The organism is Paracoccus shanxieyensis (assembly GCF_009711265.1).
Lineage (GTDB): Bacteria > Pseudomonadota > Alphaproteobacteria > Rhodobacterales > Rhodobacteraceae > Paracoccus > Paracoccus shanxieyensis.
In genome coordinates, this window is record NZ_WMII01000003.1 from 223,996 (window position 1) to 240,195 (window position 16,200).

The 16,200-nt window shown below is 64.1% G+C and carries 14 protein-coding genes; 8 read left to right on the forward strand and 6 right to left on the reverse strand.

The window, feature by feature from the left end:
• Positions 1–2: 2 nt before the first annotated feature.
• The 4 genes from GL284_RS04655 to proS all read right to left on the reverse strand — a co-directional run bounded on the left by GL284_RS04655 (position 3) and on the right by proS (position 4,684).
• On the reverse strand, positions 3–1,172 hold the full coding sequence (locus GL284_RS04655) for a DegT/DnrJ/EryC1/StrS family aminotransferase (protein ID WP_155043474.1): 1,170 nt from the start codon (positions 1,170–1,172) through the stop codon (positions 3–5).
• Positions 1,169–2,086, reverse strand: a complete 918-nt coding sequence (locus GL284_RS04660) for a GDP-L-fucose synthase family protein (protein ID WP_155043475.1) — start codon at positions 2,084–2,086, stop codon at positions 1,169–1,171. Before GL284_RS04660 ends, GL284_RS04655 begins: the two co-directional genes overlap by 4 nt.
• Positions 2,086–3,210, reverse strand: a complete 1,125-nt coding sequence (gmd, locus tag GL284_RS04665; protein ID WP_341870281.1) for a GDP-mannose 4,6-dehydratase — start codon at positions 3,208–3,210, stop codon at positions 2,086–2,088. The genes GL284_RS04660 and gmd overlap by 1 nt, the downstream gene beginning before the upstream one ends.
• 121 nt (positions 3,211–3,331) lie before the next feature.
• Complete coding sequence (proS, locus tag GL284_RS04670) at positions 3,332–4,684, reverse strand: proline--tRNA ligase (RefSeq protein WP_155043477.1); 1,353 nt, start codon at positions 4,682–4,684, stop codon at positions 3,332–3,334.
• A 129-nt stretch (positions 4,685–4,813) separates the two neighbouring features.
• Here proS and GL284_RS04675 point away from each other — a divergent pair, with 129 nt between their 5' ends.
• From GL284_RS04675 to GL284_RS04690, 4 genes are all read left to right on the forward strand, one after another.
• On the forward strand, positions 4,814–6,139 hold the full coding sequence (locus tag GL284_RS04675; RefSeq protein ID WP_155043478.1) for an AI-2E family transporter: 1,326 nt from the start codon (positions 4,814–4,816) through the stop codon (positions 6,137–6,139).
• 3 nt (positions 6,140–6,142) lie between these two features.
• Positions 6,143–6,865: a P-loop NTPase family protein gene (locus GL284_RS04680; RefSeq protein WP_155043479.1), complete on the forward strand. Its 723-nt coding sequence runs from the start codon at positions 6,143–6,145 to the stop codon at positions 6,863–6,865.
• Positions 6,862–9,027 carry an RNA degradosome polyphosphate kinase gene (locus tag GL284_RS04685; RefSeq protein WP_155043480.1) on the forward strand — a complete coding sequence of 722 codons (2,166 nt, stop codon included), beginning with the start codon at positions 6,862–6,864 and terminating at the stop codon, positions 9,025–9,027. Before GL284_RS04680 ends, GL284_RS04685 begins: the two co-directional genes overlap by 4 nt.
• A 67-nt stretch (positions 9,028–9,094) precedes the next feature.
• On the forward strand, positions 9,095–10,636 hold the full coding sequence (locus GL284_RS04690; RefSeq protein ID WP_155043481.1) for a Ppx/GppA family phosphatase: 1,542 nt from the start codon (positions 9,095–9,097) through the stop codon (positions 10,634–10,636).
• Positions 10,637–10,844: 208 nt separating this feature from the next.
• Here GL284_RS04690 and GL284_RS04695 read toward each other — a convergent pair whose 3' ends face one another.
• Positions 10,845–11,894 carry a dipeptidase gene (locus tag GL284_RS04695; protein WP_155043482.1) on the reverse strand — a complete coding sequence of 350 codons (1,050 nt, stop codon included), beginning with the start codon at positions 11,892–11,894 and terminating at the stop codon, positions 10,845–10,847.
• Between the two features lie 118 nt (positions 11,895–12,012).
• On the opposite strand from GL284_RS04695, the gene GL284_RS04700 reads away from it, so the two are divergent.
• The 3 genes from GL284_RS04700 to GL284_RS04710 all read left to right on the forward strand — a co-directional run bounded on the left by GL284_RS04700 (position 12,013) and on the right by GL284_RS04710 (position 13,468).
• Complete coding sequence (locus tag GL284_RS04700) at positions 12,013–12,336, forward strand: antibiotic biosynthesis monooxygenase family protein (protein WP_155043483.1); 324 nt, start codon at positions 12,013–12,015, stop codon at positions 12,334–12,336.
• A 100-nt stretch (positions 12,337–12,436) separates the two neighbouring features.
• A complete protein-coding gene (parA, locus tag GL284_RS04705; protein ID WP_155043484.1) occupies positions 12,437–13,072 on the forward strand; it encodes a ParA family partition ATPase in 636 nt (211 codons plus the stop codon).
• Positions 13,073–13,174: 102 nt separating this feature from the next.
• Positions 13,175–13,468, forward strand: coding sequence for an I78 family peptidase inhibitor (locus GL284_RS04710; RefSeq protein WP_155043485.1), 294 nt, complete (start codon positions 13,175–13,177; stop codon positions 13,466–13,468).
• A gap of 9 nt (positions 13,469–13,477) precedes the next feature.
• On the opposite strand, the gene uvrB is transcribed toward GL284_RS04710, so the two are convergent.
• Positions 13,478–15,664, reverse strand: coding sequence for an excinuclease ABC subunit UvrB (uvrB, locus tag GL284_RS04715; protein WP_155043486.1), 2,187 nt, complete (start codon positions 15,662–15,664; stop codon positions 13,478–13,480).
• A gap of 130 nt (positions 15,665–15,794) precedes the next feature.
• Between uvrB and GL284_RS04720 the strand changes: the two genes are divergently transcribed.
• A complete protein-coding gene (locus GL284_RS04720; protein WP_155043487.1) occupies positions 15,795–16,106 on the forward strand; it encodes an ETC complex I subunit in 312 nt (103 codons plus the stop codon).
• The last annotated feature ends 94 nt before the right edge of the window (positions 16,107–16,200 follow it).

A 16,200-nucleotide genomic window follows, 5' to 3' on the forward strand; every position in this document is an offset into this window, starting at 1 on the left:
GCTCAGCCGCGAAACCCCGCAACAAGGTCGATTGCATCGCCGATGTCGTAATGATGATTGCCGATGAAAAAGCCCTGCCGGTCGATCTGCGCCGCATTCACCATCTGGCCGTGCAGGCTGTGATCCATCAGCGACAGCACCGGATTGCGGGTGAAATCGCCGCTGACGATGGGGCGCGTCTCGAAGCCCATCTGCGCAAAGCGCGCCAGCACCTGCTTGCGCGTCAGACCGCTTTCAGGACGCAGGACCAGCGAAAAGCCGAACCAGCTGCTGCTGCCGGTTTCGGTCTGGATCCGCAGCACCGGATGATCCGCCATCGCCTGCTGCCAGCGCGCGCCATTGGCACGTCGCCCAAGGGTCAACGCGGGCAGCTTTTGCAACTGCGCCCGCCCCAGCGCGCCCGACATCTCCAGCGGGCGCAGGTTATAGCCCGGCAGCACAAAGCGGAAACTCTCCTCGAACGGATCGTCGCTTTTCGTGCCGGTCAGGCGATTTTGTTGCGGCAGGTTGCGCGTCCAACCATGGGCGCGCAGCGCCAGCATGATGTGATACAGCTCCTCGTCATCGGTGACGACCAGACCGCCCTCCATGGTCGAGATATGATGCGAGAAAAAGCACGAAAACGTGCCCATCACCCCGAAGGTGCCCGCCTGCCTGCCGTTCAGGCTTGCCCCCATGGATTCGCAGTTATCCTCGATCAGCACGATGCGGCGATTGCCGATCAGGTCACGGATGGCGTCGAAATCATTGGGATTGCCCAGCAGGTTCACCGCCATGATGGCGCGGGTCCGGCTGCCGATCGCACCCGCCAGCGCCGTCAGGTCGTAATTCAGCGTCTCGGCGTCGATATCGACGAATTTCAGATGCAGCCCGTATTGATGCAGCGGAAAGAAGGTGGTGGACCAGCTGACGGCGGGGACGATCACCTCATCGCCGGGCATCAGGCGCAGATCGGGGTTCTGCGTATAGCGCAGGGCGGCCACCATGATCAGATTGGCCGAGGATCCCGAATTCACCATCACCGCGAAACGGCTGCCGGTGAAGCGGGCGAAATCCCGCTCGAACGCCTCGACCTCGGGGCCCATGGAATAGCGGTCCGAGGCGATGACGCGCGACAGCGCCGCCTGTTCGGCATCGTCCCAGCTTGAGGTGGCCAGCGGAAAGCGGATCATGCTGTCACCTTCAGATAATGCGCATAGGTCGCGGCGATGCCGTCCTCCAGCGCCGTCCGGGGCGACCAGCCCCATTGCGTCTGGCGCGCGACGGACAGCAGCTTCTGGCGCATGCCCACGGGCTTGGTCAGATCATGGCTGAAATCGCCCTGCCAGCCGATCACCCCGGCGGCGATGCGGTAATAATCGTTGATCGCGTGATCCTGCCCCACGCCGATATTCATCAGCGCAGGCGCGCCCGGATCGGCCAGCGCGCGCAGGATGGCATCGGCCAGATCGGGCGCATACATGAACTCGCGCCGGGCTTCGCCATCGCCCCAGATCTGGACCTGCGCGGCGCGGGTCCGCTTGGCATGATGCAGCTTGTGGATGATAGCGGGCAGCAGATGCGAGCGCGCGGGGTCGAAGCTGTCAAAGGGCCCGTAAAGATTGCAGGGGATCAGCGTGCGCCAATTCAGAGCGGGATCCTCGCGGCGGGCAAACTCGATCAGCCGCATGGCCATGATCTTGGCCAGCGCATAGCCTTCATTCGTCGGCTCCAGCGCGCCGGTCAGGATCTGCTCCTCGGACAGATCGCGGCCAAGCGCGGCGGGATAGACGCAGCTCGAGCTCAGATTGATCAGCGTGCCGATGCCTGCCGCGCGGCAGGCCAGCACCAGATTCAGACCGATGCGCGCATTCTCGGCCAGAAATCGCACGGGCTGGGCGATATTGGCCTGAATGCCGCCGACCAGCCCCGCGGCATGGACGACGCCATCCGGACGGTGCCGCGCCAGATAGCTGCGCAAGGCGGCATCGTCCTGCAGGTCCAGCTCGGCGCGGGTGGGGGCCAGAACCTCCCAGCGGGCGATCTGCGGATGGGCGCGCAGATTGCGCCCCACCATGCCATGCGCGCCGGTGATCAGCAGCCGCATCACGCGCCCCCGGCGGCGACCGGCAGATCCAGCCCGTGATCCTTCAGCAGCGCATGGCGGCGCGCGGTCCACAAATCGGCCGCCACCATTTCCGCGATCATGTCGCGCAGCCCGGTCTGCGGCACCCATCCCAGCTTCTCGCGCGCCTTGGCGGCATCCCCCAGAAGCGTGGCGACCTCGGCGGGGCGGAAATATTGCGGATCGACCCGCATGACCACATCGCCGGGCTTCAGCGCAGGCGCATCCTCGCCGCTGACCGAGGCGACGACGGCAATCTCCTCCGGCCCCGAGCCACGGAATTCCAGCGAAATGCCCAGCTCTCCGGCGGTCCAGATCAGGAACTGACGCACCGAATGCTGCTCGCCGCTGGCAATGACGAAATCCTCGGGCGTATCGCATTGCAGCATCAGCCACTGCATCTGCACGTAATCGCGCGCATGGCCCCAGTCGCGCAGCGCATCCAGATTGCCCATATACAGACACCGCTCCAGCCCCTGCGCAATATTGGCCATGCCGCGGGTGATCTTGCGGGTGACGAAGGTCTCGCCGCGCCGGGGGCTTTCATGATTGAACAGGATGCCGTTGCAGGCAAACAGCCCATAGGCCTCGCGATAGTTCACGGTGATCCAATAGGCGTAAAGCTTCGCCACCGCATAGGGGCTGCGCGGATGAAACGGCGTGGCCTCGGTCTGCGGCGTCTCGCGCACCAGCCCGTAAAGCTCCGAGGTCGAGGCCTGATAGAATCGGCTGTGCCCCTCCAGCCCCAGAAACCGGATGGCTTCCAGCAGCCGCAGCGCGCCCAGCCCATCCACATCGGCGGTATATTCCGGCGCCTCGAAACTGACGGCGACATGCGACTGCGCGCCCAGATTGTACACCTCATCCGGCCGCACCTCGGCCATGATGCGGGTCAGGTTGGAACTGTCGGTCAGATCGCCATAATGCAGAAAGAAGCGCGGCGCCTCTTCATGCGGATCCTGAAAGATGTGATCGACGCGCTGCGTGTTGAAACTCGACGCGCGCCGCTTAATGCCGTGAACCTCATAGCCCTTCTCCAGCAGAAACTCCGCCAGATAGGATCCGTCCTGCCCGGTGACGCCGGTAATCAGGGCTTTCTTGGTCACGCAGGGCCTCCGGTCTTGCGGCAGATCAACCGGGCCGCCGGTGCCGCATGATCGCGGCGGCCGGCGTCCTTGTTTTCCAAATACCCATGCCGCCTTATCAACCGCAAGGCGTCATCGCCGGTTAAAGCGCAGCATCCTGCACGGGCTTGTAGATCTCGTGCAGACGCGCCACGGCCTCCTGCGGCGACATCTCGACCGACTGGCCGGTCCTGCGCGAGGTCAGCTCGACCTTGTTCGCGGCCAGACCGCGCGGGCCGACGGTGATGCGCCAGGGCAGGCCGATCAGATCCATGGTGGCGAATTTCGCCCCCGCCCGTTCGTCGCGGTCATCATAAAGCGGATCCAGCCCAAGCGCCTTGACCTCGCGATACAGCGCCTCGCAGGCGCTGTCGGTCGAGGCGTCGCCCTGCTTCAGATTGACGATGCCGACATGGAACGGCGTCACGCCCTCGGGCCAGATGATGCCCTTGTCGTCATGGCTGGCCTCGATGATCGCGCCCAGAAGGCGGCTGACGCCGATGCCATGGCTGCCCATCTCGACTGGCGTGCGGCTGCCATCGGGGCCGACGACGGTCGCGCCCATGGCCTCGGAATATTTGGTGCCGAAATAGAAGATCTGCCCGACCTCGATGCCGCGCGCGGTGCGGCGGCGTTCTTCGGGAATGGCCTCGAACAGCGCCGCGTCATGGGTCTCGTCGGTGCGGGCATAGCGGCTGGTGAATTCCTCCAGCACGGCCTGACACTGTTCCACGCTGTCATAGTCGATCTGCCGGTCGCCGAATTTCAGATCGGTGATCTCGCTGTCATAGAACACTTCGGATTCGCCGGTTTCGGCCAGCACCAGGAATTCATGCGTATAATCGCCGCCGATCGGGCCGCCATCGGCGCGCATCGGAATGGCCTGCAGGCCCATGCGCTCATAGCTGCGCAGATAGCTGACCAGATGCCGGTTATAGGCATGCAGCGCATCCGCGCGCGTCAGGTCGAAATTATAGCCGTCCTTCATCAGGAATTCGCGGCCGCGCATCACGCCGAAACGCGGGCGGATCTCGTCGCGGAACTTCCACTGGATGTGATACAGCGTCAGCGGCAGATCCTTGTAGCTGTTCACATGCGACCGGAAGATGTCGGTGACCATCTCCTCGTTCGTGGGGCCATACAGCAGGTCGCGCTTGTGGCGGTCCTTGATGCGCAGCATCTCTTCGCCGTAATCGTCATAGCGGCCGCTTTCGCGCCACAGATCGGCCGATTGCAGCGTCGGCATCAGCATGGCGATATGGCCCGCGCGCGCCTGTTCCTCATGCACGATGCGCTGGATGTTGTTCAGCACCTTGAAGCCCAGCGGCAACCACGAATAGATGCCCGCGGCCTGCTGCTTGATCATGCCCGCACGCAGCATCAGCCGGTGGCTGACGATCTGCGCCTCTTTCGGGTCTTCCTTCAGCACGGGCATGAAATAGCGCGTCAGACGCATGGCGAATTCCTCATCAAAGACCGCAACGGGTTAGCGCACGACGCGCAGCGGGGCAACGCCCTTCCTTGCAAGCGGACGCAGGACCGTCCAAATAGGTCGCGACGCCCATCCCATGACAGGAGAGATGCCATGCGGCTTCCGGCACAGAAACAAGTCTGGTACTGGGGCGGCGCGCTGATCGCGCTGCTTTTGGTGCTTTGGTCGCTGGGCAATGCCATCATGCCGTTCCTGCTGGGGGCGGCCATGGCCTATCTGCTGGACCCGCTGGCCGACCGGTTCGAGCGTTACGGGCTGTCGCGCACCGCATCGGTGGTCGTCATCACGGCCATCGTCATCCTGCTGGTCGTGGCGGTCTTTCTGATGCTGGTGCCGGTTCTGGTGCGCCAGACCACGCAGCTGATCAACACCGCGCCGCAGATGGCCGAGGAGTTGCAGGGCTTCCTGATGAACCGTTTCCCGCAGCTTTTCACCGAAGGCAGCACGGTCAATACGGCCCTGACCGATATCGGCAAGAACATCAGCGCCCGCGGCGGGCAGCTTGTCTCGACGGTGCTGGGCTCGGTTATGGGGGTGTTCAGCGTGCTGGCGCTGATCGTCATCGTGCCGGTGGTGGCCTTCTATCTGCTGCTGGACTGGGACAATATGGTCACGCGGCTGGATGAGCTGCTGCCGCGCGAACATGCCAGCACCATCCGCAAACTGGCCTCCGAGATCGACAACGCGCTGTCGGGCTTCGTGCGCGGGCAGGGGCTGGTGATCCTGATCCTTGGCACCTTCTATTCGGTCGGGCTGGGCCTCGTCGGGCTGCCCTTTGGCGTGGCCATCGGCGTCCTGGCGGCATCGCTGTCCTTCATCCCCTATGTCGGCGTGGTGATCGGCGGCGCCACCGCCATCGGGGTGGCGCTGTTCAGCTTCTGGGGCGAGCCCTTCTGGATCGCCGCCGTCATCAGCATCTTCGCCATCGGCCAGATGGTCGAGGGCAATTACCTGCAACCCAAGATCGTCGGCGGCAGCATCGGCCTGCACCCGGTCTGGCTGATGCTGGCCCTGACGGTCTTCGGCACGATCTTCGGCTTTGTCGGTCTGCTGGTCGCCGTGCCCATCGCCGCCGCTCTGGGGGTGATCGTGCGCTATATGGTGGGCCGCTACAAGGAAAGCGCCATCTATACCGGGCGCGAGGTTCCGGCCCCGCCGCCGCCGCCGCAACTGATCGAACTGGTGCCGCGCGGCACCGTCTCGAAAGAGCGCCGTCTGGCGCAGATGTCGCATGACGTGCGCGTGGCCGAGATCCACCGGCAAGAGGAACTGGCCGAACTGCTGGAAGATCGCCAGACCCGGCTGCGCCGCCAGAAGCACGACATCGATCCCCCCGCAGGCCCGCCATCGCCCGCCGAACTGCATCGCGATGCACGTCTGGCGCAGCAGCAGGACCGCGACGGCAAGAAGGACGGATGATCCTTGGCGCATCAGCTTGCCCTGGATCTGACGATCCCGCCCGCGCTGTCGCGGGACGATTTTCTGACGACCTCGGCCAATCGTGACGCGCTGGCGATGCTGGATGCGCCCGCGCGCTGGCCGGGCGGGCGGCTGTTGCTGATCGGCGGACCGGGGGCGGGCAAGTCGCATCTGACCCGGTTCTGGGCCGAGGAAAACGGCGCGCAGGTGATCCGTGCCTCCAGCATCTCGCCCGCGGGGGTCGATGCGCTGCTGGTGCCGGGCGGCGCGCTTGCGGTGGAAAACGCCCATCAGATCGCGGGTCTGTCCGAGGCCGAGGATGCGCTGTTTCACCTGTGGAACCTTGCCGGGGCGCGTCAGGTGCTGCTGTTGATGACGGCGCGGGCTGCGCCGCGCGACTGGGGCATCCGGCTGCCGGATCTGCTGTCGCGCATCGAAAGTGCCGCGCAGGCCGTGCTGGGTCCGCCCGACGATGCGCTGCTGCCTGCCGTGCTGGTCAAGCTGTTCGCGGACCGCCAGATCCAGGTCGCGCCCGACGTGATCGGCTGGCTGGCCGCGCGGATGGAACGTGACCTTGGCATGGCGCGGCATCTTGTCGCGGCGATGGATCGCCAGTCTTTGGCCGACCGGCGGCCCGTGACGCGCAGACTGGCTGCGGAACTGCTGGACAAACTCTCGCCACGGGACGCAATATCGTCCCCCGCTTCACCCACCGAGACATCATGACACAAGCCGACTATCTGCGCACGCCGTTCCCGACCCCGCGTGAATTGCCCGATGGCACGCCGGAAGGTCCGGCACGTTTTTTCAACCGCGAGATCAGCTGGCTCAGCTTCAACTGGCGCGTTCTGGACGAGGCGCGCAACCCCCGCGTGCCCTTGCTGGAACGGCTGCGCTTCCTGTCGATCTCGGCCACGAACCTTGACGAATTCTATACCGTGCGCGTCGCGGGTCTGCGCGAATGGGTGCGCGAGGGCAATGCCACCATCTCGGATGACGGGCTGACCGCCGGGGAACAGCTGGCGCTGGTCAATGCCGATGCCCGCCGCCTGATGGGCGCGCAGCAAGCCGTGTGGAACGGTCTGCGCCGCGAGATGGAGGCCGACGACATCACCATCCTGTCGCGGTCGCGCGTCACCCGCGCCGAAGAGGAATATCTGCGCCGCTATTTCACCGAACAGGTGTTTCCGGTGCTGTCTCCGCTGGCGATCGACCCGGCGCACCCGTTTCCCTTCATCCCGAACCTTGGCTTCTGCCTTGCGGTCGAACTGGCGCATGAAGGCGACGGCCGCCAGATGCAGGCTCTGCTGCCGATCCCGCAGCAGACGGCGCGCTTCATCCCGCTGCCGGGCGGCAAGCGGTTCCTGCGGCTGGAAGATCTGCTGCTGATGAACCTGCCCAAGCTGTTTCCCGGCTATCGCGACAATGGTCATTGCGCCTTCCGCGTGCTGCGCGACAGCGATCTGGAGGTCGAGGAAGAGGCCGAGGATCTGGTGCGCGAGTTTGAAACCGCGCTGAAACGCCGCCGCCGGGGCAGTGTCATCCGGCTGAAGATCACGGCGGGCGCGCCCGCCCGGATGCGCCGCCTGATCATGCAGGAATTGCAGGTCGCCCCCGAGGAGATGGTCGAGGTCGAGGGCCTGCTGGGCATGGCCGATCTGCGCGAACTGGTGCTGGATTCGCGCCGCGATCTGCAATGGCCCGGCTTCACACCCCGCGTGCCCGAACGGGTGCAGGACCATGACGGCGACATGTTCGCGGCCATCCGGCAAAAGGACATGCTGCTGCATCACCCCTATGAGACCTTCGAGATGGTGACGCGCTTTCTGGCGCAGGCTGCCGCCGATCCGAATGTCGTGGCGATCAAGCAGACGCTTTACCGCACCTCGCGCGACAGCCCCATCGTGGACGCGCTGTGCGAGGCCGCCGAAGCTGGCAAATCCGTCACCGCGCTGGTCGAATTGAAGGCCCGCTTCGACGAGGCCGCCAACATCCGCCAGTCGCGCAGGCTGGAGCGGTCCGGCGCGCATGTCGTCTATGGCCTGATGCAATACAAGACCCATGCCAAGATCAGCACCGTGGTCCGGCGCGAGGGCGAACAGCTTGTGACCTATACCCATTGGGGAACCGGCAACTATCACCCGATCACCGCGCGGATCTATACCGACCTGTCGCTGTTCACCTGCGATGCGGCGCTGGGGCGCGATGCCAGCAAGGTCTTCAACTATCTCTCGGGCTATGTGCAGCCCGAGGGGCTGGAAAACCTGGCCATCTCGCCCTTCGATCTGAAATCCAAACTGATCGACATGATCGCGCGCGAGGCCGAGTTTGCTCGCCGTGGCCGCCCGGCCGAGATCTGGGCCAAGATGAACAGCCTGATCGACAAGGAGGTGATCGAGGCGCTGTACGATGCCAGTCAGGCGGGCGTGAAGATCAGCCTTGTGCTGCGCGGCATCTGCGGGCTGCGTCCGGGCATCAAGGGTCTGTCCGAAAATATCCGCGTCAAGTCGATCGTCGGCCGCTTTCTGGAACATTCGCGCATCGTCTGCTTCGGCAATGGCCATGGCCTGCCGTCCAAGCGCTCGCGCGTGTTCTTCAGTTCCGCCGACTGGATGGGCCGCAACCTGAACCGCCGGGTCGAGGCGCTGGTCGAATGCAACAACGAAACGGTCAAGGCGCAGATCACCAGCCAGATCATGGCCGCCAACATGGCCGATGAGGCGCAAAGCTGGCTGTTGCAACCCGATGGGCGCTATCTGCGCTATCTTCCCGCCGGGCGCGACGATCTGTTTTCCTGCCATAAATTCTTCATGGAAAACCCGTCCTTGTCGGGCCGGGGCACCAAGGGCGCGCGTGACGTTCCGGCCCTGACCCATTCGACTGATTGACGCCAAAATGTTAATGCCGCATCCAGTCCGTGGCGTGTCTACGCCCTGACGACACATGAGGAGAGCCATGAACGGTGTGATGACGACCAGCGGGCAGACCGTGGAACCCTTTGGCCGTTCGCTTTTCGAGCGGGCCTCGGAACGCGCGCTCAGCCGCGTGGGCGTGGTCGATGTCGGCTCGAACTCGATCCGGATGGTGGTGTTCGATGGGGCTGCGCGCTCTCCGGCCTATTTCTACAACGAAAAGGTCATGGCGGGGCTGGGGCAGGGGCTGGCCACGACCGGCAGGCTGAACCCGGAAGGCGTCAGGCGCGGCATGGTGGCGCTGAAACGCTTTGCCGCGCTGGCCGAAGGCATGGGCATCAAGCCGCTGACCTGCGTGGCCACCGCTGCCGTGCGCGAGGCCGAGGATGGCCCGGCGTTCCGCAAGGCGGTGGAAAAGGAAACCGGCCTGAAGCTTTGGGTGATCGACGGCGAAGAGGAAGCCCGGCTTTCCGCGCAGGGCGTCCTGCTGGGCTGGCCCGACGCCAAGGGGCTGGTCTGCGATATCGGCGGCAACTCGATGGAGCTGGCCGAGCTGGAAAACGGCAAGGTGGGCCGGCGCATTTCGACGCCGCTGGGGCCGTTCCGCCTGCAACAGGTCAAGGGTGGCCAGTCCGGCCTGCGCGACCATATCCGCGAGATCCTTGAGGATGCCGCCGAGACGCTGGGCCGGGAACATGACCAGATCTATCTGGTCGGCGGGTCGTGGCGGGCCATCGCGCGGCTGGACATGGAGCGGTCGAACTATCCGATGACGGTGCTGCATGAATACCGCATGTCGTCGCAGGATATCGTGCAGACGGTCAAATGGATCGGTGCGCAGAACCTGTCGGACCTGCGCGGCAGGCTGGACATCTCGGCCAGCCGGATGGATCTGGTGCCGCTGGCCAGTCAGGTGCTGCGCCAGCTTGCGCTGAGCTTCCGCCCGAAATCGCTGGCCGTGTCGTCCTATGGTATCCGCGAGGGGCTGCTTTACGAACAGATGCCCGCCAGCCTGCGGTCGCGCGATCCGCTGCTGGAGGCGGCGCGGTTTTCCGAACGCCAGATGGCGCGCATCCCCGGTTTCGGCAAGCGGCTATATCAGTTCCTTGAGCCGATCTTCAAGAATGTCGGCCCGGAACGCGACCGGCTGATCAAGGCGGCCTGCCTTCTGCATGACACGACATGGCGCACGCATCCCGATTATCGCGCCGATGCCTGTTTCGACAATGTCACGCGCGCCAATATGGCGGCGCTGGAACACCCCGAGCGGGTGTTTCTGGGCCTTGCGCTGCTGCATCGCTACAAGAATAGCCGCGCCGGGTCGCCCATGGCGCCGTTGTTTGCACTGCTGAACGAAAAGCAGATCGCCGATGCCGAGATCCTTGGCAAAGCCATGCGCTTTGGCGCGATGCTGTCGGTCAAAGACCCGACCGAGGCGGGCGAGCTGCAATTCCACCCCAAGAAAAAGATCCTGAAGCTGCACCTGACCAAACTGGGTGAGGCGTTGATGGGCGAGGTTGCGGAATCGCGCTTCAAAACCCTTGCGGCAGCGCTGGATTCACAACCTGTGATAATATCACATTAGGGCTTTTTGCCCCTATGCGCGAAACACCCTGACAATTCCGACAGGTCTGCCTGCGAGCCCTTCAAAGCTGCGGGCGGGTCTGCGACACTTCCCCCAAGCGGCGCCGAAGGGCAGCCGCTTCAGGGACCGGCGATCACCGTTCTTCAGTAGTCTGGTCAAGCCTCCCCGATCTGCCGGTCCCTGCGCTGTCTTCATGCCCCCCTTCAGATCAAGCCCCCCAGGTCCGTTCCAGCACATTGATCCAGTTGCGGAAGGCGATCTTTTCGACCAGTTCTCGGCCATAGCCGTGGCTTAGCATGGCTTGGATCAGGTTCTGCAGCTTCGAGGCGTCCGAGATATCCTCGGGCATCTGCGCGCCGTCGTAATCCGAACCCAGCGCCACGCCATCCTCGCCCAGATGGGCCAGCAGATGGTCCAGATGGCGCAGCATGATATCGAAGCCCTGCATCGGCTCGCGCCGCCCTTCGGGATGCAGAAAGCCCACGGCATAGTTCAGCCCGACAAGGCCCCGGCTTTCGGCGATCACGCGAAGCTGCCGGTCGGTCAGGTTGCGCGAACTGGGCGCGACGGCATGGGCGCAGCTATGGCTGGCCACCAGCGGTGCGTCGGACAGGGCGGCAATGTCGTCAAAGCCCTTTTCATTCAGATGCGACAGATCCAGCAGGATGCGCAGAGTGTTGCATTCGCGGACCAGATCCTTGCCCTCAGGCGTCAGCCCCGGCCCGGTATCGGGCGACGACGGAAAGGCAAAGGGCACGCCATGGCCGTAGGCCGTCGGTCGCGACCAGACCGGCCCCAGCGACCGCAGCCCCATCGCGTGCCAGACATGCAGCGCGTCCATGTCGGCGATGGGCTCGGCGCCCTCGATATGCAGGATGGCGGCGATGCGGCCTTCGGCGATGGTCTGGCGGATCTGGGCGGCGGTCTTGCAGATGGTCAGCTGGCCCATGCGCTGCATCGCCATCAGTTGCCCGGCCTGAACCAGCGCATGGGGCAGGGCGTCGGCGCTGGCGACTTCCTCGGGCAGGGGCAGCGCGAACGGAGGGTTCGCTTTCAGCACGCTGGCCAGCGCATCGTCCGGCCCCGGCGCGTCCGGCGTCCAGATCGCGAAGAAGCCGCCGACCATGCCGCCCGCCTGCATCCGCGGCAGGTCCAGATGCCCGGTGCCATCGCCTTGCAGCCACAGCCGGTCGCGCGCAGCCCCGGCAGCCACCATGCGTTGCAGGAAATCGTTATGCCCGTCGAAAACCGGAATCATGCCTTGCGTCCCCTTGTTCATGCCGGGCGCACCATGCGCCGGTTGCAAAGCACCTTCAACACTGGCCCGCAACGCCCTATCCTGATCGTGAGCCAAGCAAGGGAGGGGAGCCCAAGCCATGACACGCATCGCCAAGGATTTCAGCGGCCAGACCGTCATCTGCACCTTCGAGGTGACGCCTGGATCGGCCCATGACGTGCTGGATGCGCTGAGCGACGCCTATGATCAGGTGATCCGGCATCAGCCCGGCTATATCTCGGGGGCGATGCATCTGAACGACGCGCAGACGCGCATCGCCACCTATTCGCAATGGCAGGACCGCCGCGATTATCAGGCCATGCTGCGCAGCGCGGAAATGCGCGAACGCAACCGCGCCATCCACGCCATGTGCCGCCATTTCGAGCCGGTGATGTATGAGGTCATCGACACCTGGAAGGTGTGACGGCACGGTGCGAAAAGCGCGGGGCGATCTTGTGCTTTGATGATGCATTGCGCCCGCCTTGCCCCTAGTCTTGTCCCAAGGGCGTGACAAAGGGACGGATATGGCGGGACGGATCATCACGGTGGCGCAGCAAAAGGGCGGCTCGGGCAAAACGACGCTGGCCGTCAATCTGGCGGTTTCGCTGCTGCATCAGGGACATAGCGTGGCGCTGCTGGACACGGACTCGCAGGGCAGTCTGGGCCGCTGGTTCATGGAGCGGCTGGACCGTCTGGGCGAGAATGAGGCGCTGGAATTCGGCACCTCCTCGGCCTGGGGGGCAAGCTACGAATCCGAAAAGCTGAAGAAGCGCTTCGATTTCGTCATCATCGACACGCCGCCCAAGATCGACAGCGATCTGCGGCCTGCGCTGCGGGTGGCCGATCTGGTCGTCGTGCCGGTCGCCAGCAGTCAGGTCGATCTTTGGGCGACCGAGGGCGTGCTGGATCTGGCGCAGCGCGAGAAATGCGACACGCTGATCGTGCTGAACCGCACCCGCCCCAATACCCGCCTTGCCGCCGAGATTGCGGGAAAGGCCAGCGATCTTGGGGCCGAGGTGGCCGCCGCGCAGATCGCCAATCGCGTGGCCTATGCCGAAACGCTGGGGACTGGCCTTGCAGCCGCCGATCTGGCCAAAAGCAGCACCGCCAAATCCGAAATGGACACGCTGACGCGCGAGGTACTGACATGGCTGCCGTAAATCCCGGCAGATAGCTGCCGCGTTCTGCAAAAACCTGCCAGAGGGGCGAAACTTTTCCATCCCCCTCGTGTTCCCGTTCCGAGGTCCGCAGGGAGTTGCCACATGAAGCCCATGCTATCTGCCGCGATATTCGTGCCGCTTCTGGCCGCAGCCTGCGTGCCGGAATCGCCCACGCCCGACGCGGTTGCCGAACCGCCGCCGGTGGCGAACGACACCTGCGGCGCGAATGGCTATCTGCCGCTGATCGGCCAGACGACGCCGAATATCTCGGTCCCGGCCAACAAGGCCTATCGCAGCTATCGCACGGGCGATCCCGTGACCATGGACTACAACCCCGAGCGGCTGAATTTTGAACATGCCAAGACCGGCAAGCTGGTCCGCGTCAGCTGCGGTTGACGGCTGCCTCTAACGGCTTCTGCGGGACCGCTTGTTGCCGCCGCGCTGGCCGGCGCGCCCGGCGGTGGAACGGCCCGAGGATTTGACCGCAGCCTCGGTCGCGTCATCAATCGCCGATTGTCGGGCCAGCGGATCGTCCGCCACGGCAAGCTCGACCGCCTCAAGACGCTTCACCTCATCGCGCAGGCGGGCGGCTTCCTCGAATTCCAGATTTTCGGCCGCCTTGCGCATCTGCGCCCGCATCGCATCCAGATGCGCCGCCAGATTGGCGCCGACCATGGGCTTGCCGACTTTGGTGGTGATCCGCGACTGGTCGGTATCGCCTTGCCACAGGCCCGCCAGCACATCCTCGACATTCTTGCGCACGGTCTGCGGCGTGATGCCATGTTCGACGTTATAGGCCATCTGCTTTTGTCGCCGCCGCTCGGTTTCGGCCATGGCACGTTCCATGCTGCCGGTGATGCGGTCGGCATACATGATGACGCGGCCATCGGCATTGCGCGCCGCCCGGCCGATGGTCTGGATCAGCGAGGTTTCGCTGCGCAGAAAGCCCTCTTTGTCGGCATCCAGAATGGCCACCAGACCACATTCAGGAATATCAAGACCTTCGCGCAACAAGTTAATGCCGACCAGAACGTCGAACGCGCCCAACCGCAGGTCGCGCAGGATCTCGATCCGCTCGATCGTGTCGATGTCGCTGTGCATATAGCGGATGCGGATGCCCTGTTCATGCAGATATTCGGTCAGATCCTCGGCCATGCGCTTGGTCAGGGTGGTGACCAGCGTGCGCATCCCGGCAGCGGTGACGCGGCGCACTTCGTCCAGCAGGTCATCGACCTGCATTTCGACCGGGCGGATCTCGATCTGCGGGTCAAGAAGGCCGGTGGGGCGGATCACCTGTTCCGTAAAGACGCCGCCGGTCTGGTCCATTTCCCAATCGGCGGGCGTCGCGCTGACAAAGACCGATTGCGGGCGCATGGCGTCCCATTCCTCGAATTTCAGCGGGCGGTTGTCCATGCAGGATGGCAGGCGGAAGCCATGTTCGGCCAGGGTAAACTTGCGCCGGAAGTCGCCGCGATACATGCCGCCGATCTGCGGCACGCTGACATGGGATTCATCGGCAAAAACAATGGCGTTATCCGGGATAAACTCGAAAAGTGTCGGCGGCGGCTCTCCCGGAGCGCGGCCGGTCAGATAGCGGGAATAGTTCTCGATCCCGTTGCAGATGCCGGTGGCCTCCAGCATCTCCAGATCGAAATTCGTGCGCTGTTCCAGCCGCTGGGCTTCCAGCAGCTTGCCTTCTTCGGTCAGTTGCTTCAGCCGCGCCTGAAGTTCGGCGCGTATCCCCTTGGTAGCCTGCTGCAAAGTCGGGCGCGGGGTGACATAGTGGCTGTTGGCATAGATGCGGATCTGCTTGAAGCTGTCGGTCTTGGCCCCGGTCAGCGGGTCGAATTCGGTGATCGCCTCAAGCTCATTGCCGAAAAAGTCGAAGCGCCATGCCCGATCCTCAAGGTGGGCGGGCCAGACCTCGACCAGATCGCCGCGCACGCGGAAACCCCCGCGCTGGAAAGCAGCGTCCAGCCGCCGATATTGCTGGGCGACAAGCTGGGCCAGAAATTCGCGCTGGTCGTATTGCTGGCCGACGATCATGTCCTGCGTCATCGCCGAATAGGTCTCGACCGAGCCGATGCCATAGATGCAGGACACCGAGGCCACGATGATCACATCGTCCCGCTCCAGCAGCGCCCGCGTGGCCGAGTGGCGCATGCGGTCGATGGCCTCGTTGATCTGGGATTCCTTCTCGATATAGGTGTCCGAGCGCGGGACATAGGCCTCGGGCTGGTAATAGTCGTAATAGCTGACGAAATATTCGACCGCATTATCGGGAAAGAAGCCCTTGAACTCGCCATATAATTGCGCGGCCAGCGTCTTGTTCGGCGCAAGGATGATGGCCGGGCGCTGCGTCGCCTCGATGACCTTGGCCATGGTATAGGTCTTGCCGGTGCCGGTCGCGCCCAGCAGCACCTGATCGCGTTCGCCGGCGGCGACGCCCTGCGACAGTTCGGCAATGGCGGTGGGCTGGTCGCCTGCCGGCTGGAACTCGGACTGCATCACGAAGCTCTTGCCGCCCTCAAGCTTGGGGCGGGTGACTTCGGGGACGCGCATCATCGGGAAATTGGTATTGTTATGGCCCATGGTTTCACCTTTGTTCCGACCCCAAATCTGGGGCTTTTGCCGCGTGATGCAAGCCCCTTTCGCGTTCTGGCTTGCACCTTGGCGCGGCTTGGATGATAACGCAGGCAAGCAAGAACAGAGGGTTCCCGCCATGCGAGTCCGTATCTATCAGCCTGCCCGCAATGCCATGCAGTCCGGCACGGCCCGCATGAAAAACTGGGTGCTGGATTTTCCCGCCGCCGATGCCCGCGAGATCGATCCGCTGATGGGCTGGACCAGCAGCGACGACACCCAAAGTCAGGTGCGCCTGCGCTTTGAAACCCGCAAAGAGGCCGAGGATTACGCCAAGGCCAAGGGGCTGGATTACGAAGTGATCGAGCCGCGCGCGCGGGCCGCCAATATCCGCGCCCGTGGCTATGGCGAAAACTTCGCGACCGACCGTCGCGCACCCTGGACGCATTGACGCGCCAGCACCATTGCAGACGCTGATCCCGGCCACCTTGCAAAAGGTGGCCTTTTGCTTTTTGCGCCGCGCTTGTTCTGGGGATGTCAAAAAT